This is a genomic window from Curtobacterium sp. MCBA15_004 (assembly GCF_001865055.2).
Taxonomy (GTDB): Bacteria; Actinomycetota; Actinomycetes; order Actinomycetales; family Microbacteriaceae; genus Curtobacterium.
Window position 1 is genome coordinate 2891024 of sequence record NZ_CP126266.1, and the last position, 18893, is coordinate 2909916.

Consider the following 18893-nt stretch of genomic DNA (forward strand, 5'->3'; position numbering starts at 1 on the left):
CCCACCCTACTGATTGGTTGTCGATGCAACCAGTGGTGGCGTCCGGCGCGCGCGGACGACCCCGACCACGAGCGCGACGACGACGACCGCGAGCAGCACGCCCTCGACGACGAGCAGCCGCGTCGTGTAGTCGAACGGCAGCACCGTGGTGTTCTTCTGCCCGTGCGCCTTCGCGGCGATCTCGGGCACCACGACGAGGGCGAGCACGCTGCCGAGCACGACCGCCGACTGCACGACGACGAGCACCCAGGCGCGGAGCGACCGTCCCGCCCGGCGGAGCAGCAGCCCGACGCCGACGACGAACGGCGACAGCACGACGTCGTGGAGCACCACCGCGCCGAGCAACCACGTCGCCAGCCCCCAGATGCGGTTCGGTCGGACCGTCGTCACGAGGACGGTCGCCCCGAACGCGATCACCAGCACGCCGAGCACGACGAGCACGATGCGTGCGGCCCTCATCGGATCACCTCGATCTTCCCGATCCACTTCGTCTGCAGCACGCCGGGTCTGCCGGGTGCGATGACCCGGGCCGGGAACCCGTGGTCGAGGTCGAGCGTCGCGCCGTTCACCTCGAGCGCCACGAGGGTCGTCGGATCGGCGGCGTACTCGGGCCCCATCTCGGTGACGCGGTACCCACCGCTCCGTTCGAGGCTCGTGATCCGCAGCGACGACGCCGGGTCGGCCTGGACGGCCGCGAGCAGGTCCCGCATCCGCACGCCCCGCCAGCTCGCCGTCTGGCTCCAGCCCTCGACGCACGAGATCGGCAGCTCGGCGGTGTCGGTGCCGAGCGCGACGAGCTCCGCCCGCGAGAACGACCGGGTGACGTCCGGTCCGACGACCGTCAGGGTCCAGTCGGCCGCCGTCGCGGTCGCGAGCACCCCGGCGGCGCGTGCCGTGCGGTTCACCGGGAGCGCGTTCGGGCCGACGTGCCGCTGCCGCGCGCCGAAGACGTTGAGCGGTTCGAGCAGCCGGTTCGACTGCCCGGCGGTCAGGGCGACGACCCCGACGGTCGCGGCCGTCACGCCCGCCACGAACCCGCGTCGGGCGACCAGCTCACGACGACCGGTGGTCGCCTCGGTGGACGGACGGGAGGCCCGCCCCGCGTCCGTCGCGTCGGCCGACGGGCCGTCACCGGTCGGCGCAGCGTCCGGCGCGGCCTCCTGGGCGCCGCTGGCCGGCGCAGCCGGCCCGTCCACCCACCGCAGCACGCGTCCGGTCAGACCACGGGGGTAGGGCCCGGCCGCCGGCACGGCCGCAGCGGACGCGCCGGCGGTGGGGTGCGCCTCCAGGCCGGTCGGCGGCAGCAGCTCGCTGCCCACCGACGGGTCCACCACGAAGCGGCCCTCGGCGTCGTACGAGTCGCGCGCCCGCCAGTACCGCGCGATGATCCGGAGCTGCACACCCACGTGCAGCACGATCGAGCCGATGATGACGTAGGCCAGCGCGTTGTGCACCTGGCGGAACGGGAACGGCCACGGGTACCACTGGTACGTGTTCACCAGGCCGGTCGCGACCTGCACGAGCGCCGACGCGACGAGCACCGCGATCGACAGCCGTTCGAGCAGGTGCAGCACGCCCCGGACCGGCGGGACCTGGGCCAGCGCCGGCATCACGGCGTTCAGCTTCGCGAGCAGGAGCGGGATGATCGCGATGCCCGCGGTGATGTGCAGGCCCTGCGTGAACTGGTAGAGCTGCACCGGTCGGGTCGGGAAGCGCATGCCCGGCAGCGGGTCCTGGAGCAGGTGGCTGTAGACGCCGGTGACGAAGCAGACGAGGAACGCGACGCCGAGCAGTCGGCCCCACACCACCGCCGAGCGGGCGTTCCGGTTCGGCGAGGCCATCGCGGCACGGGCGTCCAGCAGGAGCCGTCGCAGCACGGATACCCTCGGGGCACCATGAGCCACCGACAGCGCGCCGCCCGACTCCTGCCGACCGTCCTGGCCGTCGTCGGCGTGCTGGTGCTCGCCGGTGTCATCGCCTACGGCGTCACGCATCTGGGGTTCCTCCGTGCCGGTCATCGTGCACCATTCGTAGGCTGGACGCTCATCGCTTGGACCGTCTTCGCAGGTGCGGCCCTCGCGCTCCGGTCCGTCCCCCGTGCGTGGGCGACCCGGATCGTCCTCGGCGGCGCGGTCGTCGTCGGGGTCGCGGCGCTCGTGGGACCCCCGAACACCAGTACCGACTCTGCCCGGTACGCCTGGGACGGGATCGTGCAGCACGCCGGGATCTCCCCCTACGCGCACACGCCGCAGTCCGGGGCGCTCGCCGGACTGCGGCCCGACTGGCTGTTCCCGGACAAGGTCGACGGCACGTGCAAACCACTCGAACCGCGGATGCGCGGCCTCGGCGACGGTGCCGACGGCCACTGCGTCGCGATCAACCGGCCGGACGTCGTGACGATCTACCCGCCCATGGCCCAGCTCTGGTTCGCCGGGGTTCGGGCGTTCGTCCCCGCGACCGCGCAGTACCTGCCGTTCCAGGTGGCCGGGCTGCTCGTGTCGCTCGGGGTCTCGGTCGGGCTCGTCGCGGTGCTGCGTCGCATCGGGCGGCCGACCTGGTGGGCCGCGCTCTGGGCGTGGTCGCCGCTCGTCGCGTCCGAGGCCGTCACGAACTCGCACGTCGACGTGGTCGGGGCCGCGCTCGCGACGGCCGGCGTCGTGCTCGTCGCCTTCGGCCGACCGATCTGGGGCGGGATCACCCTCGGAGCCGCGACCGCGACGAAGCTCATCCCCGCGATCGTGTACCCGCCGCTGCTCTCCCGCCGGCGGCACTGGTGGGCGGTCCCGGTCGGCATCGCCGTGTTCGGCCTGCTCTACGTGCCGTACGTCCTGACGACCGGGGTGAAGGTGCTCGGCTACCTGCCCGGGTACCTCTCGGAGGAGGGCTACGAGGACGGCTCCCGGTTCGCCCTCGTGTCGCTGCTCGTGCCCGGCGACGGGGCGACGGTCCTGGTCGGGCTCGCCGTGCTGCTCGCCGCCGTGGTGTCGTGGCGCCTCGCCGACCCGGCGCGCCCGTGGTCCGCCGAGGTCCTGATGATCGGCGTCACGTTCCTCGCGGTGACGCCCCGCTACCCCTGGTACGCGCTGCTGCTCATCCCGTTCGTGGTGCTCTCCGGCCGGTGGGAGTGGCTGTCCCTCGGCCTGGCGATCGCCCTCCGCGGGGTGTGGCCCTCGGTCGACGCCTTCCGCTGGTGGCTCGGCGCAGCGGTCCTCGTGATCCTGGTCGTCACGCTCCTCCGCACCGACCGCGACACCTGGCGCCGGTGGGGCCGACGGCTCGACCCGCGGAGCTGGCGGGACGACGTCGGTGGCCACCGACCGTCGGCCGTGCCCCGCAGCACCGGCGTCGGCAGGTAGCATCGGCCCGGTGACGGCGAGGATCCTGCCCGCGACGGGCGACCGGCCCACGGCGACCGCCGTGCCCGCGGCCTCGCTGCTGCGCCGCGCGCGCGCCACCACCGCCGGGCTGACACCGCGCCCCGCCGACGACCCGTCGCTGGTCGACCGGTTCGGCCGCCGCGCCGTCGACCTGCGCGTCTCGCTCACCGAGCGCTGCAACCTCCGCTGCACGTACTGCATGCCGGCCGAGGGACTGCCCGTCATCCCCTCCGACGCCCTGATGACCGCCGACGAGATCGACCGCCTGGTCGGGCTCGCGGCGCGCGACCTCGGCGTCCGCAAGGTGCGGTTCACGGGCGGCGAACCGCTCCTCCGCGCCGACCTGGCCGACATCGTCCGGCGGTGCTCCGCCCACGGCGTCGAGCTCTCGCTCACGACGAACGCCATCGGCCTGGCGAACCGGGCGCAGGCCCTGGCGGACGCCGGACTCCGCCGCGTCAACGTCTCCCTCGACACCGTCGACCCCGACGTCTTCGCCGAGGTCACGCGCCGCCCGTTCCTCGACCGCGTGCTCGAGGGCATCGCCGCCGCGGCCGCCGCCGGGCTCGGCGTGAAGGTGAACGCGGTCCTGCTCCGCGGCGTCAACGACCACCTGGCGACCGACCTGCTCGCGTGGTGCCTCGAGCGCGGCCACGAACTGCGGTTCATCGAGCAGATGCCGCTCGACCCCGGGCACGCCTGGGACGGCGCGACGATGATCACCGCGACCGAGATCCGCGCGGTCCTCGGCGAGCGGTACGTGCTCACCCCGGACGAGGCCCCGCGCGACGGCGCCCCCGCCGAGCGGTACCGCGTGCACACCCGGGACGGCGCCCTGCTCGGGACAGTCGGGATCATCGCGAGCATCACCGAGTCGTTCTGCGGCGACTGCACCCGCACCCGCCTGACCGCCGAGGGCCACGTGCGCTCGTGCCTGTTCTCGGACGACGAGGTCGACCTGCTCGGACCGCTCCGCGCGGGTGCCGACGACGCCGTCCTGACCGACACCTGGCGCCGCGCGATGTGGGCCAAGCCCCGCGACCACGGCGACGACGTGGACGGCATCGTGCACCCGGCACGCGGCATGAGCGCGATCGGAGGATGACCGTGACCACCCTGCGCTTCTTCGCGGCGGCACGCGCCGCCGTCGGGACCGACGAGACCACGACGTCCGCGCCGACGCTCGACGACGCCCTGCGCGCCGTCCCCGCCGCCGACGCCGAGCGTTGGACGGCCCTGCAGGAGCGCTGCTCCTACCTGGTCGACGGGGTCACCACGCGCGACCGCTCGACGTCCCTCGTCGGCGTCGGCACGGTCGACGTGATGCCGCCCTTCGCGGGCGGGTAGCGCTCAGCCCGCCGGTTCGTACACCGCGACCTCGTCCGGTGCGACCGTCATCCGGACGGTGACGCCCGGAGCCAGGCCGAGTGCGGCAGCCGTCGCGACCGTCACGTCCGCCACGAGGTCGGCGGTGCGCACGCGCACGAGGCCGTCCCGCGGCTCGAGCGCGGTCACGGTGCGTCCCGGCCCGGTGCCGTCCCGGCCCACGCGGACGGCCGTCGGGTGCAGCGCGGCCACGACGGGTCGGCCGGGAGGCACGGTGCGGGTCGACGACGCCAGCTCGCCCCCGCCGTCGAGTGCGATCCCCGCCGCGGTGGCGGTCCCGCGGACGAGCGCGAGCCCGGAGAAGGACGCCGCGAACGGCGTCCGCGGGTGCCGGAGCACCGCCTCGACCGGCCCCTGCTCGACGACGCGGCCGTCCTGCAGCACCACGACGCGGTCGGCGAGCGCGACGGCCTCGAGCGGGTCGTGCGTGACGAGGAGCGTCGGCCGGCCGGTCCGTGCGGTGGCGAGGGCCTCGCGGACGGCCGCGCGGGCGTCGAGGTCGAGCGCCGAGGTCGGCTCGTCGAGGAGCAGGACCGCGGGGTCGGTGGCGAGGGCCCGGGCGATCGCGACGCGCTGGGCCTGCCCGCCGGAGAGCGTCGCCGGCGCCCGGGCGCCCAGCCCGGCCACGCCGACCAGCGCGAGGGCCGTGGCGGCCCGGTGCCGCGCCTCCCGTCCGCCCGCCCCGGCAGCGCGCGGACCGAAGGCGACGTTGTCGGTGACGGACAAGTGCGGGAAGAGGTCGGCCCGCTGCGCGACGAGGCCGGTGCGGCGGCGGTGCGCGGGGAGCCGGGCGAGGTCGCGACCGTCGAGGTGGACCGTGCTGTCCGTGCCGCGGAGGAGCCCGGCGACGGTCTCGACGACCGTGGACTTGCCGGCGCCGTTCGGACCGACGAGCGCGACGCACTCGTCGGGGCCGACCGTGACGGTGACGTCGACGCCGCGGGACGGGTCGACGACGCGGGCGTGGAGTCCCGCTGCCGGCGAGGTCACGCGACCACCGCCCGGGTGCGCAGCGACGTGACCCCGATGACGACGACCGCGACGACCACGAGCACCAGGGCGAGCGCGACCGCGGTGTCCGGGTCGACCTCGCGCTGCAGGTAGACCTCGAGCGGGAGGGTCCGCGTCACGCCCTGCAGGCTGCCCGCGAAGGTGAGCGTGGCGCCGAACTCACCGAGTGCCCTCGCGCCGCACAGCACCAGGCCGGAGACGATGCCCGGCAGGACGCGCGGGGTCGTCACGGTGAGGAACGTGCGGGTCGGTCCGGCGCCGAGCGTCGCCGCGACCCGCTCGTACCGGTCGCCACCGACGCGCAGGGCACCCTCGACGCTCGACACGAGGAAGGGCATCGACACGAACACCTGCGCCATCACGACGGCCGTCGTGGTGAACGCGATGCGGAGTCCGTGCTCGTCGAGGAACGCGCCGAGCAGGCCGAGCCGCCCGAACGCCGCGAGGAGGGCGAGGCCGCCGACCACCGGCGGGAGCACGAGCGGCAGGAGCACGAGGGCGCGGAGGACCCCGACCCACCGGGCCGTCGAGCGGGAGAACAGGACGGCCAAGGGGTAGCCGAGCACGAACGCGATGCCCGTGGTCGCGGCGGCGGTGCCGAGGGACAGCCCGAGCGCCGTGGTGGACGCGGGCGAGGTGACGAGTGCGACGAACGAACCCCAGTCGACGCGGCCGACCATCGCGAGGACGGGGACGACGACGAACAGGCCGCCGAGGGCCGCGGGGACGGGGAGCCACCACGGGACGGGCAGGCGGGGGCGGGTGGTGCGGCGGCGGCGCTGGCGCTGGTCCCGGCCCGTCGTCGGGCCGCCGTCCTGCGCCGTCACCGGGCCGGGGTGCCGAAGCCGGCGTCGGTGAGGACCCGGCGGCCGGCGTCGGAACGGACGTACGCGGCGAAGGACGCCGCGAGGGCCGGGTCGGCCGCGTCGTCGAGCACCGCGATCGGGTACGTGTTGACGACCTTCGCCGCCGCGGCGAACCGCACGCCGTCGACCCTGCCCGCGGCACCGCGGACGTCGGTCACGTAGACGAGCCCGGCGTCGGCCTGCCCGGACTCGATCTTGCCGAGGACGTCGGTCACGGATTGCTCCTCGCTGACCGGGTGCAGGTCGACCCCGGAGGCCCGCTCGACCGCGGCCGTCGCGGCACCGCAGGGCACCGGGGCGGCGCACGTGACGAGCTGGACGTCCCGGGCGGTCAGGTCGCGGAGGTCGTGGATGCGGAGCGGGTTGCCGGGGGCGACGGCGATCTCGAGCGTGTTCGTGGCGAAGTCCTGCGGCCAGCCGTCGGCGAGGTCCCCCGCCGACAGCTTCCGGAACGTGGCCTCGTCGGCGGTCGCGACGACGTCGGCGGGCGCGCCGTTGCGGACCTGCGTGACGAGGTCGCTCGACCCGGCGAACGAGAACTGCACCGTGGTGCCGGGGTGCGCCTGCTCGTACCGCTCGCCGAGGGTCGTGAAGGTGCGCTGCAGCGAGGCGGCGGCGAGCACGGTGATCGTGCCCGTGGGGCCGGTGGACGGAGTGGGGCCGGCGGGGTCCGCGGTCCGTGCGCTGCCGCCGGTCGTCGCGGCCTGGGTCGAGCAGCCGGCGACGGCGAGCGACGCCACGGCGACGAGGACGGCGACACGCAGGAGCGGCTTCACGGGGCGATCCTAGCCGCAGGTGCGGTCGTCGTGGTGTTCCATGGGCGAGCGGTCGTCGTGGTGCTCCACGGTCGCGCGGTCGTCGTGGTGCTCCACGGGCGCGCGGTCGCCGGGGGTGCCGACCACCCGCCGCTCGTTCAGTCGGACGCGGACCGGTCGGTGGTCGGACGTCCCTCGTGCCGCCAGGCCGTGATGCCGCCGTCGAGGACCACAGCGTCCCGTCCCACGTCCGCCGCCGCCCGGGCCCACGCGGTGGCCCGACCGCCGCTGGCGCACACGACCACGAGCGTCGGGTCCCCCGCAGCGGTCCCGGCGGCCGGGTCGAGGTCGGTCGGTCGCACGGAGCCGGGGACGATCCCGGTCGCCAGCTCCTCCTCGGTGCGGACGTCGACGAGCACCACCCGCCGCGCCGGGTCGTCCAGCCACGCGGCCAGTCCGGCCGGCGACACCCGTGCCGGCTCCGGCAGCGCCGACGCCTCCGGGCGCCGCGACCCCGGTCCGCGCCGCAGCGGGCTCTCGGTCCACCGCCAGCGTCGGGCGTCCACCGTGAGCACGCGGCCGAGCAGCGGTTCACCGAGTCCCGCGACCAGGGCCGTCACCTGCGCCGCCATCACGGAACCCACGGCACCGCAGAGCGCGGGCAGCACGCCGTCCCGCGCGCAGGACCCCTCGTCGGGCAGTGCGTCGGGGTGCAGGTCGTGGAAGTCGACCGGCTCCGGTGCGGCGTCGTGGAAGACCGAGACCTGGCCGTCGTAGCCGAGGACCGTGCCCCACACGAACGGGACCCCCGCACGGGCGCAGGCGTCGGACACCGCCCGGGTGACCTCGACGCTGTCGGCCGCGTCGACCACGACGTCGTGCCCGGTCACGTGCTCGGGGCGGAAGTGCTCGGCGAGCGGGACGACCTCGACGACCGGGTCGACCCCGCGGACCCGTGCGGCGGCGACCTCGGCCTTCGGGCGGTCCACGTCCGCCAGCGAGAACAGGGTCTGCCGCGCCAGGTTCGACGCGTCGACGACGTCGTGGTCGACGATCGTGATCCGCCCGAGGCCGGCGCCGGCGAGCAGGGTGAGCACGGGCGAGCCGAGGCCGCCGGCACCGACGACCAGGACCCGCGCTGCGGCGAGGGCGTCGAGCGCGGACGGGCCCGCGCCGGGGAGCACCGCCGTGCGGGACGTCACCGCACGCCGCGCGTCCCGGGCCGCGAGGGCGTCGGCGCCGTCGGTGGTCACCGACCGACCTCCGTGTCGCCCGGGACCTCGACGGTCACCATCGTCGCCTTGACCGAGGCCACGGCGACCGACCCGACCTCGAGCCCGAGGTCGCGCACCGCCTCGGCGGTCATCAGGGACACGACGCGGTTCGACCCGGCCTGCAGCTCGACCTGCGCGACCAGACCGTCCACGACCAGGTCCGTCACGATCCCCACGAACCGGTTCCGGGCGGAGCTGCGGACGCCCGACGGGTCGTCCAACCCGGCGTCCCGCCCCCGCACGTACGCGGCGAGGTCGCTGCCCGCGACGACCGTGCGCCCCGCGGCGTCCTCGGCACGGGGCAGTGCGCCGGACTCCACCAGGCGGCGGACGGTGTCGTCGCTGACGCCGAGGTACCGTGCGGCGTCGCGGATGCGGAGTGTCGTCATGGTGGACGCGACCCTACGGCATGGCGAACTCTCACGCAGACCGGTCCGGTACCGGGCAGCCGTCCAGCCGACCCCGCTAGCGTCCTGAGCGTGAGCACACCACAGACCGGTAGCATCCGCGTCCCCGCGTCCGCGGGCGTCGCGCCGGTCCGGTCGCGCCTGCGCACCGGTTCGGCGGCCGTCGGACTCGCCCTCGTCCGCACCCCCGAGCTGACGATCGGGGCGTTCGGCGTCCTCGTCGCCGCGGCCTTCGCCTGGGTGCCCTCGCTCTGGTACGACGAGGCCGCGACCGTCACGAGCGCGCAGCGCAGCTGGCCGCAGCTCTGGGCCGAACTGCACTCCGTCGACGCGGTGCACGGTCTGTACTACGCGATGATCCACGCCTGGTTCTGGCTCGTCGGGTACACCCCGTTCACCCTCCGCTTCCCGAGCGCCCTGGCGATCGGGGTCGCGGCGGGGCTGGTCGTCGCACTCGGCCGTCGTCTGGGCGGTAGACGGCTCGGCATCACGGCCGGCCTGGTCTTCATCGCCCTCCCCCGCGTCCAGTGGGCCGGCTCCGAGGGTCGCCCCTACGCCACCGTCACGACGCTCGCCGTCTGCCTGACCCTCGTCGGCCTCACCGCCGTCCGACGGACCCGCACCGGTCGGAGCCTGCGCTGGTGGATCGCCTACGGCGCCGTGGCGCTCGTCGCGGTCACCTTCAACGCGTACCTCGCCCTCGCCGTCGTCGCGCACGCCGTCGCGCTGGGCTGGACCATGCTCGCCGAGCGCCGCTCCGGCCGTGGCCCGGCACCGCTCGTCACCCGCGACGTCGTGGTGCGCTGGGCGGTGGCCGCGGGCATCGCCGCCGTGGCCGTCTCGCCGCTCGTGCTCGAGATCACCGCGCAGTCGAAGCAGGTCGGGTGGATCGGCCCGATCAGCGAGCGGACGATCCCGCAGGTCTTCGCGACCGCCTGGTTCGGTGGCTCGGACCTGTACGCGGCCGTCGCGTGGGCCCTGATGGTCGTCGGTGTCGTCGCCGCGGCGGTCCAGATGCACCGCCGCTCGCCCTCGGTGCGCGCGCTCCTGCGTGCCCAGGCCGTCCGGGTCGCCCTCCCCCTCGTGGTGCTGCCCACCGCGGTGCTGCTCCTGGCGACCGCGTTCGGCAAGCACCTGTACACGCCGAAGTACGCGTCGCTGAGCCTGCCGTTCGTCGCGCTCCTCATCGCCCTCGCCATCACGCTCGTGCGGCCCAAGGCACTGCTCGGCGCCGCGCTGGCCGTGTGCCTCGTGCTGAGCATCCCGACCGCGAGCGCCGTCAAGATGCCCCGCGCCAAGCAGGACTCGACCTGGGCGAACGCCGCCTCGATCGTCTCCGCGGAGCGTGCCGGGCGTGCGGGTGCGAACGAGGGCGTCGTGTTCGGCAGCGTCTACGGCCACCCCGGCACCACGGCCGACATCATCCGGATCTCCTACCCGTGGGCGTTCACCGGCATGACCGACCTCGGCGCGCGCAAGATCGGCGCCGAGACCGGGGTGCTGTGGAACCAGAACGGCGACCTCGCCACGACGATCCCCGAGCGACTCGGCGAGATCGACACCGTGTGGTTCGTCGGCGGGACCCCGAAGGCGCGGAACATCGAGCCGGAGACCGCCGCGGTCCTGGCGGAGCACGGCTTCCACGCTGAGCAGCACTGGAAGACCGGCCGCGTCGTGCTGACGGAGTACGTCAAGGGCTGACCCCCGCCGTCAGTGCCCGGGCGCCGTCGTCACTGGTGGACGACGCGCGCGCCGTGCACCGGCCCGGTCGCCCGCAGCGCCACGAACCCGGCGGCGCTCAGTTCGACCTGCACCTCGAGCGCGGTGTCCCGGTCGGCGACCAGGAACGCCACCGTCGGCCCGCTCCCGGACACGATGCCCGCGAGCGCGCCGGCCTTCTCGCCGACCTCGAGCGTCGCCGCCAGGGCCGGCTGCAGCCGCATCGCGGGGGCCTGCAGGTCGTTGTGCAGGCAGTCCGCGAGGAGGCCCGGGTCGCCCGCCCGCAGCGCCTGCAGCACGTGGGCCTCGACCACCGGGGTCGTCGGCGCGGGCGCGATGTCCGCCCGGTACCGCTCGCGGTGGGCGTCCAGCGCGCGGTAGACCGCCGGCGTGGACAGCCCGGAGTCGCTGAGCGCGAGCACCCAGTGGAACTCCCCCTTGGCGAGCGCCGGGCTCAGCTCGTCGCCGCGGCCGGTGCCGACCGCGGTCCCGCCCGCGAAGGCGAAGGGCACGTCGGCGCCGAGCCGGGCCGCGAGACCGAGCAGCTGGTCGCGCCCGAGCGCGGTGCCCCAGAGCGTGTCGACGGCGAGCAGGGTCGCAGCCGCGTCGGCCGACCCGCCGCCCATGCCCCCGGCGACCGGGACCTGCTTGTCGATCGTCAGCCGCACCCCGCCGCGGTGTCCGGACGCGTCGGCGACCATGCGGGCCGCCCGGATCGCGAGGTTCGACTCGTCGGTCGGCACCCCGCTCGTGTCGATCGGGCCGGTGAACCGCACCGAGAAGTCATCGGCGTGCTCGGCGGTGACGTCCTCGTACAGCGAGACCGCCTGGTACGCGGTGGCGACGTCGTGGTACCCGTCGTCCTGCAGCGCCCCGACGGACAGGTACACGTTGATCTTGCCGGGGGCGCGTACCCGTACGCGGGTCGGAGCGGCCGGCGTGGTCATGGCACCAACCTATCCTCCCGACGACGGACCGCCGTCGCACGCTGCGCCGCCGGACCGCGCACGCCCGCGACTCAGACGGTCGGCCGCACCAACGGGATGACCTGCTCGCCGAAGCGCTCCATCTCCTCGGCCTGCGGCGAGAACTGCAGCAGGAGCGTGTCGACCCCGGCGTCCTCGAACGCGCGGATCCGGTCGGCCACCTGCTGCGGCGTCCCGACGAACCCGGGACGCAGGCCACGGTTCGACACCGAGTAGTCCTCGAGCGAGGGCACGTGCTCGAGCTGCGACTTCGAGATGAAGTCCTGGTACGACTCGTACGCCTTCCCGTGCTGCACGTCGGTGATCCGCGCGAGCTCGGCCTGCGCCTCCGCCTCGGTCTCGCGCACGATGACGTACGCGGCCATGCCGAACGCCTCGAACGGCGCGGCCCCGGCCTCCTCGCGCCGACGTCGCATCTCGGCGATCTTCGTCCGGAGGTCGTCGACCGTGCCGCCGTGCGTCAGGTACGCGTCGGCGAAGCGGGTGATCGCGCCCTTGCCCGCCTCGCTCTCGCCGCCCGCGTAGATGCGCGGCGTGACGCGGGGCTTCGGCTCGAGGTGCGCGTTCTGCACGTCGTAGTACTCCCCCGAGAACGAGAACGGCGTCTCCGCCCACAGTCCCTTGAGGATCGCGACGAACTCCTCGGTGCGCGCGTACCGGTCGTCGTGCTCCGAGAAGATGCCGCCGTACTGCCGTGCCTCCTCGGCCCACCAGGCGCTCACCACGTTGAACGTGAACCGCCCGCACGAGATCTCGTCGATCGTGGCCGCCTGCTTCGCCGTCACGGCCGGCAGGTGGTAGCCGGGGCGCATCGCCGCCATGATCTCCAGGCGCTCGGTCGTCGCCGCGAGCGCCGCCGCGAGGGCCCACGCCTCGAGGCTCGGCGCCGCCGTCCCCTTGATGTCGTTGAGGTTGAGCTCCGGCACGAGCGTCAGGTCGAAGCCGATGCGCTCGGCGCGCTGCGCGAGCCGCTTCACGTAGTCGAACGTGACGGGCATCGCCTCGTCCTCGACGTTGCGCAGCCAGCCGCCGAAGAGCGGGGTCCAGTATCCGAATCGCACGAGTGGTTCCTTGCTGGTGGGGAGTGACGGCCGGGAGGCGCGGGGCGGGCCCGACCCGCGCCTCCCGGCCGGTGGTGGGACGGACGGGAGGCGCGGTGCAGGGCCGCGCCGCGCCTCCCGTCCGGTGGGTGGTGCCGCCTCAGGCGGGGGTCGCGGCCGCGTACTCGCGCTCGAGGAGCGCGCCGGTGAAGCGCGCGATCGCGCGCGGGCCGGAGACCGGCGCGACCGCCTCGACGGCGGGGTTGTAGTTCGTGTTCGTGTTGATGTCGTACACGACGGTGCGGCCGTCGGTGGTCTCCATGAACTCGACACCGGCGATCGCGATGCCCTGCTCGGCGAGGAACGTGCGCAGGCGCTGCACGAGCGGGTGCTCGGCGGTGACCTCGTCCCGGAGGCTGAAGGCCGGGGGTGCGCCGGGCGTCCCGGTCTCGGTCCCGGTGCCGGGCACGTCGCAGACGGCTCCGGCGATGACCTGGGGGGTGTCCGCTCCGGACGGTACGGCGCAGGCGTCGGCCGGGCAGAGCTCGAAGCTGCCGGCGCTCGTGTCGACACGGACGGCGTAGACGAACTCGCCGCCGACGAACTCGGCACGCGTGATGAACGGCTCGCGCGCGGTGAGGTACTCCTGCAGCAGGGTGATGCCGTCGACGGGCGCCTCGAACTCGGGGCTGCCGACGTACGCGTCGAACTCGGCGAGCGAGTCGAAGCGGCGGACCCCGAGGCCCTTGCCGCCCTGGTTGTGCTTCGTGATGAACGGGACGTCCTGCCCGCCGGTGAAGTCCCGAGCGGCCGCCGAGAGCTGCTCGGTGCCGAACACGGCCGTGGTGCGCGGCACGTCGAAGCCGGCGGCCCGCAGGAGTCCGTGCTGGGCGACCTTGGAGACCTCGAGCTCGAGGACGTGGCTGCCGCCGACGACCGTGCGACCGGCCCGCTCGAGCCAGCCGAGGACCGCGCGGGTGTACTCCTTGCTGTGCTCGTGACCGCGGGTGTGGCTGCTCGCCGACATCCGGCTCCAGTACACGCCCGGCTCCGGATCGGCGCCGAGGTCGATCCGGCCCTCGGTCAGCAGGACCTCCTGGACCGGGACGCCCTCGGCTGCGAAGGCGGCGGCGAGCGGCGGGAACCACTCGGGGTTCTCGTGGATGACGTACACGCGCGGAGTGCTCACCGCCCCACCCTAGGCACGGGTGGTCGGGCGGTGCCAGGAGTGTGACGCGCCGTTGCTTCGGCCGGTGATGTTCTGGAACATCAGTACGGTTGCGTGGTGCGCCTCATCTTCATCGACGAATCAGCGAGGGATGACGACTTCTACTTCTTCGGCGCGCTCGTCGCCGACGCCGACGCGATCAGGTCCATCGAGCGGGGGTTCGACGACATCGGCCGACTGGTGGCCGCACATGTCGGAGGCTTCGAGCCGGATGGGGAGTTCCACGGAGTGGAGATGTTCCACGGCGAGGGTCCGTGGAAGGGAGTCCCCGTCGGGTGGCGGGTCAAGGCGTGCACCCTGGCTGCGAAGGTCCTGGCGCGGTCCTCGGCCTCGTACGTCCTCCGCGGCATCGACCTGCAGGCCCACCGCCGCCGCTACGGCTCACGCGCATTCCCTCCGCACCTCCTCACTCTCGCCCAGCTGCTCGAGTGCGTGCACGAGCGGCTGGGCTCGCTGGACCGCAGCGACGGTCTCGGTCTCGTGCTCGCAGACGAACACCACTCGGCGGCGGGCGCTCGCCGGAGCCTCCGGAGTTTCAAGGTCGAGAGCGTTCCCGGCTACACGAAGAAGCCGCTCACCCGGATCGCGGACACGATCTACTTCGGCCCCTCGCACGAGAGTCGCATGCTGCAGGGAGCAGACCTGGCGACCTACTTCATGAACCGCTCACGAACAGTTGTCGAGAAGGACGAGCGGGCGGCCGCAGCAGTCGCGAAGATCGTGGCGATCCTCGAACGGATCACGATCGTGGACTACGTCTGGGCACCGTGAGACCGGGATGATCCTGATCCCGAACGACACAACGCCCCGCCGATGGCGGGGCGTTGGCTGGGTGCGGGAGGCTCTGCAGCGTCCTGCTCCTCCATCATATCACCGGCTCCCCACGACGCTCGGCGACGTGCTGCAGTCCTACCGCGCCGGTTCGGAGCCGAACTGCTGGGTGCCGAGGACGCCGAGGAGTTCGAGCTTCTGAGCGTCCTCGCTGCCCGGGGGCGCGGTGAACAGGAGCAGGGCCTGTGCCTGGTCGTCGGTGTGCAGGACCTGGCAGTCGACGGTGATGCGCCCGAGCTCCGGCTGCACGATCGTCTTGTTGTCCGACCACCGGGTCGCGACCTCGTGCCGCTCCCAGAGCTCGCGGAAGGCGGGGCTCCGGTCGAGCAGGTCCGCGATCAGTTCGGTGGCGCGGCGGTCGCCCGGACCCGCGAGGCCGACCGCTGCGCGCAGCGACGCCACCACGACGCGCCCGAGCCGGTCGTGCTGCTCGGGGGCGTACTTCGCGAGCTCCGTCCCCGTCACGAACCAGCGCCACGCCTGGTAGCGCTCGTTGCCGGGCAGGCCGACCGAGGTGCCGAGGAGGGCGGTCGCCAACCGGTTCTCGACGAGCGTCTCGCCGAGCAGGCTGACGACGATCGCCGGGGTGTCCTCGAGGCGGTCGAGCACCCGCAGGATCGCCGGGTCGACGTGGTCGCTACGGTGCATCCGGACCGGGGCGGTGTGACCGGCGAGGTGGAACAGGTGGTCCCGTTCGTCGAGGCTGCACCGGAGCGCCCGGGCGATCGCCGCGACCATCTGCTCGGAGGGCTGGGGGCCGCGCTGCTGCTCGAGCCGGGTGTAGTAGTCGACGCTCATGCCGGCGAGTGCGGCGACCTCCTCACGGCGGAGGCCGGGCGTGCGCCGACGGGGCCCGGTGCCGAGTCCGACGTCGTCCGGGCGGAGCGTCTCGCGGCGGCGTCGGAGGAAGTCGGCGAGGGCGGGACGGTCCATGTGCCCATCGTGCCGCCTGGGCCACGGTCGAGCCAGGGATCGCCGGTCCCCCGATGCGCGCGCCCTGGTGGCCGCCCGTGCGGCGGAGCACGCTGGAGCGCATGGACACCACGAACAGCACCGTCTTCATCCCCGGCGCCACCTCCGGCATCGGGCTCGCCCTCGCCCAGCGCCTGCAGGCCGCCGGCAGCACCGTCGTCATCGGCGGCCGTCGGCAGGACCGGCTCGACGCCCTGGCCGCCGAGCACGGCTTCGACACCGTGGCGGTCGACGTCGCCGACGCCGCGTCCGTCCGCGAGGCCGCGTCCGCCGTGCTCGGACGCCACCCCGACCTCGACACCCTCGTGACCATGTCGGGCATCATGCGCAACGAGGACCTGCGCGACCCCGGGCACATCGACGACGCCGTCGCGACGATCGAGACGAACCTGCTCGGCACCATCCGCCTCATCGACGCGTTCCTGCCGCACCTGCTCACCCGACCGACCGCGACCGTCGTCACGGTCTCCTCCGGCCTGGCGTTCGTGCCGCTGACCGCCACCCCCACCTACAGCGCGACCAAGGCCGCGGTGCACTCCTACACGCAGGCGCTCCGGCAGCAGCTCGTCGGATCGGACGTCGCGGTCGTCGAGCTCGCGCCGCCCGCCGTCGAGACCGACCTGATGGGCGGGCAGGACTTCGGCGGGATGCCGCTCGACGTCTTCGCGGACGAGGTCATGACGCTGCTGGCCTCGGGGGCCGACGAGGTCCTGGTCGAGAACGTGCAGCCGCTGCGGTGGGCCGAGCGTGACGGGACGCACCGGCAGATCCTCGAGGCGATGGCCGGCCGCGGGCACTGAGGCCGCGGGCGCGCGTCGGGCGCCGCGCTGGGCGACGGGCGACGGGCGGGCGCCGCGCTGGGCGACGGGCGACGGGCGACGGGCGACGGGCGGGCGCGCCTTCGCACAAGGGAAAGCACCTCGCACCAAGGAATTCCGTGGTGCGACGTGCTTCTCGTAGTTCGGGAGCACGTCGCGCCACGGCGGCGTGGGAGCACAGCTCGACGAGCACGGACGCCGGTGACCCCGCATCCCGGTGAGCACGGTTCAGCTCGACCGTCCGCGATGACGTCGTGCGGCGTCGACGTTGTCGGCGTCCACGAGCAGGGGCAGCGTCCCGGCGTCGACGACACCCAGGCCCGGATCGACGCTGACGAGCGCGTCTGCGTCGACCGCGACTGTCGTGGCGACCTGGATCGCACCGCTCGCCGTCAGACCGTACCGGTCCACCAGCGCCTCGACGTCGTCAGCGACCTCGTCCACCCCCACCCAGTGCACGCGTGTCGTCGACTTGACCGTCTCCCACTCGACGAGCAACCCGCGTCGTCCCATCGAGTAGGCGGACTCGATCATCTCCAGCTCGGAGAGGCCGTTGTAGAAGCAATCGGTCGCCATGAGGTCCAACCGCTGCAGGAACGCCGCCGGCGCACTGTGCCCGCAGACGGTCGTGTCGATCGCCCGTCGGAGGAACCAGGAGTCGAGGACGACCCTGCGCGGCACGTCGACGTACTGCTCGAACGCGAGCACGCCACGCGCGCCCGGGTCGTCGAACGACGGCATCCGTGATCATCCTCGGCGGAGGAGCCGAGAGGTCGGCGTGAACTCCCTGTCCGACGCGAAGGTGTTGAGCGCTCGGTGCAGGCGGGCCCGGCGCTCCTCTGGCGTGCCGACGGGCGCGGGCGTCCGCGCCGTGATGGCGTCGATCTCCTCGCGCGAGAAGACCCGCGTACTGGTCGGCCTTGTGCGGCGGGACGCGGCCAGGGCAGGGTCGGTCGTCGTCATGGGTGCTCCTTTCGATGAGGTGGAGCGACCGTACCCAGCGTCGTTCCTGAACCACGAACATGTTGTATTCGTGACTCCAGGTCTCCGTGCCAACGGGACGCCGGGCCTCCGAGCCTTCGCACAAGAGGAAGCACGTCGCACCACGGGTTTCCGTGGTGCGACGTGCTTCTCGTTGTGCGGGAGCACGTCGCGCCACGGCGGGACCACGGCGCCGGGACCACGGCGCCGGGGGCGCGGGTACCGGGGGCTCCGCGAGCGCAGGAGCGCACCGCGCCGCGCGGAGAGCGCCCCGCGGCCGGACCGGGGCGCACGGGCCGGTCAGGACGCGGCGAGCACCGCCCGACCGGGTCGTGCGGGCCGGTCAGGACGCGGAGAGCGCCCCGCGGCCGGACCGGGTCGTGCGGGCCGGTCAGGACGCGGCGAGCACCGTCCGACCGAGTCGGACGAAGTCCTCCGGCGCGAGCGCCTCACCCCGAGCCGTGGAGTCGATGCCGGCGGCGGTGAGCAGCTCGGACGCCCGGGCACTGCTGCCGAGCACACCGGACAGGCTCTGCCGCAGCATCTTCCGGCGCTGCTGGAACGCTCCGTCGACCAGGGCGAACACCTGCGCGCGCAGCGTCTCGTCGCCCGGCTGGTCGTGCCGGTCGAACCCGACGAGCACGCTGTCGACGTTCGGCACCGGCCAGAACACCTGGCGGCTGATCTGGCCGGCGGTGGACCAGGAGCCGTACCAGGCGGCCTTGACGCTCGGCGCCCCGTAGACCTTGCTGCCCGGTCCCGCGGCGATCCGGTACCCGACCTCGGCCTGGACCATCACGAGGATCCGCTCGATCGACGGGAAGGTCGCGAGCAGGTGCAGGAGCACCGGCACGGACACGTTGTACGGCAGGTTCGCCACCACGTGCGTGGGTGCCTCGGGCACGTCGTCGACCGTGACGGTCAGCGCGTCCTGGTGCACGACCCGCAGGCGTGCGTCGGGCTGCATGGCAGCGACGGTGTCCGGCAGTTGCGCGGCGAGGCGACCGTCGATCTCGACGGCGGTGACGGGAGCGCCGGTCTCGGTGAGCCCGAGCGTCAACGACCCGAGCCCCGGGCCGATCTCCAGCACGCGGGCATCGGCCGTGACCCGACCCGCGGCGACGATGCGGCGCACGGTGTTGGCGTCGTGGACGAAGTTCTGCCCGAGCTTCTTGGTGGGCGTGACGTCGAGCTTGGCGGCCAGGTCGCGGATCTCCGCGGGGCCGAGCAGGGCGCCCACGG

The 18893-nt window shown here is 73.9% G+C and carries 20 protein-coding genes; 6 read left to right on the forward strand and 14 right to left on the reverse strand.

Going from position 1 to position 18893, the window contains the following annotated elements:
• Window positions 1-6: 6 nt before the first annotated feature.
• Complete coding sequence (locus tag QOL16_RS13585; protein ID WP_071282213.1) at window positions 7-459, reverse strand: hypothetical protein; 453 nt, start codon at window positions 457-459, stop codon at window positions 7-9.
• Entirely contained in the window at window positions 456-1877 is a 1422-nt protein-coding gene (locus QOL16_RS13590) for a molybdopterin-dependent oxidoreductase (protein WP_254780144.1), read from the reverse strand. Before QOL16_RS13590 ends, QOL16_RS13585 begins: the two co-directional genes overlap by 4 nt.
• An 18-nt stretch (window positions 1878-1895) precedes the next feature.
• Between QOL16_RS13590 and QOL16_RS13595 the strand changes: the two genes are divergently transcribed.
• From QOL16_RS13595 to QOL16_RS13605, 3 genes are all read left to right on the forward strand, one after another.
• The gene (locus QOL16_RS13595; RefSeq protein WP_071282215.1) at window positions 1896-3356 is read left to right on the forward strand and encodes a glycosyltransferase family 87 protein; all 1461 of its coding nucleotides are present in this window, start codon (window positions 1896-1898) and stop codon (window positions 3354-3356) included.
• Between the two features lie 61 nt (window positions 3357-3417).
• Window positions 3418-4482 (forward strand): GTP 3',8-cyclase MoaA, encoded by a 1065-nt coding sequence (gene moaA / locus QOL16_RS13600; protein WP_083394879.1) that lies wholly within the window; start codon window positions 3418-3420, stop codon window positions 4480-4482.
• Window positions 4479-4724 carry a MoaD/ThiS family protein gene (locus QOL16_RS13605; RefSeq protein ID WP_065964891.1) on the forward strand — a complete coding sequence of 82 codons (246 nt, stop codon included), beginning with the start codon at window positions 4479-4481 and terminating at the stop codon, window positions 4722-4724. The genes moaA and QOL16_RS13605 overlap by 4 nt, the downstream gene beginning before the upstream one ends.
• Before the next feature lie 3 nt (window positions 4725-4727).
• On the opposite strand, the gene QOL16_RS13610 is transcribed toward QOL16_RS13605, so the two are convergent.
• From QOL16_RS13610 to QOL16_RS13630, 5 genes are all read right to left on the reverse strand, one after another.
• Window positions 4728-5753 carry an ABC transporter ATP-binding protein gene (locus QOL16_RS13610; RefSeq protein ID WP_071282217.1) on the reverse strand — a complete coding sequence of 342 codons (1026 nt, stop codon included), beginning with the start codon at window positions 5751-5753 and terminating at the stop codon, window positions 4728-4730.
• The gene (locus QOL16_RS13615) at window positions 5750-6526 is read right to left on the reverse strand and encodes an ABC transporter permease (protein WP_071282375.1); all 777 of its coding nucleotides are present in this window, start codon (window positions 6524-6526) and stop codon (window positions 5750-5752) included. The genes QOL16_RS13610 and QOL16_RS13615 overlap by 4 nt, the downstream gene beginning before the upstream one ends.
• Window positions 6527-6597: 71 nt before the next feature.
• Window positions 6598-7416, reverse strand: a complete 819-nt coding sequence (gene modA, locus QOL16_RS13620) for a molybdate ABC transporter substrate-binding protein (RefSeq protein ID WP_071282219.1) — start codon at window positions 7414-7416, stop codon at window positions 6598-6600.
• 137 nt (window positions 7417-7553) lie between these two features.
• Window positions 7554-8648: a HesA/MoeB/ThiF family protein gene (locus QOL16_RS13625; protein ID WP_083394865.1), complete on the reverse strand. Its 1095-nt coding sequence runs from the start codon at window positions 8646-8648 to the stop codon at window positions 7554-7556.
• Window positions 8645-9058, reverse strand: coding sequence for a molybdopterin-binding protein (locus QOL16_RS13630; protein ID WP_071282221.1), 414 nt, complete (start codon window positions 9056-9058; stop codon window positions 8645-8647). Before QOL16_RS13630 ends, QOL16_RS13625 begins: the two co-directional genes overlap by 4 nt.
• Window positions 9059-9148: 90 nt before the next feature.
• Between QOL16_RS13630 and QOL16_RS13635 the strand changes: the two genes are divergently transcribed.
• Window positions 9149-10777, forward strand: coding sequence for a glycosyltransferase family 39 protein (locus QOL16_RS13635; protein WP_071282223.1), 1629 nt, complete (start codon window positions 9149-9151; stop codon window positions 10775-10777).
• Between the two features lie 29 nt (window positions 10778-10806).
• Here QOL16_RS13635 and QOL16_RS13640 read toward each other — a convergent pair whose 3' ends face one another.
• From QOL16_RS13640 to QOL16_RS13650, 3 genes are all read right to left on the reverse strand, one after another.
• Window positions 10807-11742, reverse strand: a complete 936-nt coding sequence (locus tag QOL16_RS13640; protein WP_065962598.1) for a 4-(cytidine 5'-diphospho)-2-C-methyl-D-erythritol kinase — start codon at window positions 11740-11742, stop codon at window positions 10807-10809.
• 71 nt (window positions 11743-11813) lie between these two features.
• Entirely contained in the window at window positions 11814-12842 is a 1029-nt protein-coding gene (locus tag QOL16_RS13645; protein ID WP_071282225.1) for an LLM class flavin-dependent oxidoreductase, read from the reverse strand.
• Between the two features lie 139 nt (window positions 12843-12981).
• On the reverse strand, window positions 12982-14010 hold the full coding sequence (locus tag QOL16_RS13650; protein WP_071282228.1) for a RimK family alpha-L-glutamate ligase: 1029 nt from the start codon (window positions 14008-14010) through the stop codon (window positions 12982-12984).
• A gap of 96 nt (window positions 14011-14106) precedes the next feature.
• On the opposite strand from QOL16_RS13650, the gene QOL16_RS13655 reads away from it, so the two are divergent.
• Entirely contained in the window at window positions 14107-14820 is a 714-nt protein-coding gene (locus tag QOL16_RS13655) for a DUF3800 domain-containing protein (protein WP_071282230.1), read from the forward strand.
• 138 nt (window positions 14821-14958) lie between these two features.
• Here the strand turns inward: QOL16_RS13655 and QOL16_RS13660 are convergent, their stop codons facing one another.
• Window positions 14959-15813 (reverse strand): helix-turn-helix transcriptional regulator, encoded by an 855-nt coding sequence (locus QOL16_RS13660; RefSeq protein ID WP_065962605.1) that lies wholly within the window; start codon window positions 15811-15813, stop codon window positions 14959-14961.
• A 101-nt stretch (window positions 15814-15914) separates the two neighbouring features.
• Here QOL16_RS13660 and QOL16_RS13665 point away from each other — a divergent pair, with 101 nt between their 5' ends.
• Entirely contained in the window at window positions 15915-16652 is a 738-nt protein-coding gene (locus QOL16_RS13665; protein WP_071282232.1) for an SDR family oxidoreductase, read from the forward strand.
• A 246-nt stretch (window positions 16653-16898) separates the two neighbouring features.
• Here the strand turns inward: QOL16_RS13665 and QOL16_RS13670 are convergent, their stop codons facing one another.
• The 3 genes from QOL16_RS13670 to rsmA all read right to left on the reverse strand — a co-directional run bounded on the left by QOL16_RS13670 (window position 16899) and on the right by rsmA (window position 18891).
• Window positions 16899-17411, reverse strand: coding sequence for a hypothetical protein (locus QOL16_RS13670; protein ID WP_065962608.1), 513 nt, complete (start codon window positions 17409-17411; stop codon window positions 16899-16901).
• Window positions 17412-17417: 6 nt separating this feature from the next.
• On the reverse strand, window positions 17418-17633 hold the full coding sequence (locus tag QOL16_RS13675; protein ID WP_071246681.1) for a hypothetical protein: 216 nt from the start codon (window positions 17631-17633) through the stop codon (window positions 17418-17420).
• Window positions 17634-18042: 409 nt separating this feature from the next.
• The gene (gene rsmA, locus QOL16_RS13680) at window positions 18043-18891 is read right to left on the reverse strand and encodes a 16S rRNA (adenine(1518)-N(6)/adenine(1519)-N(6))-dimethyltransferase RsmA (protein ID WP_065962611.1); all 849 of its coding nucleotides are present in this window, start codon (window positions 18889-18891) and stop codon (window positions 18043-18045) included.
• Window positions 18892-18893 lie beyond the last annotated feature (2 nt).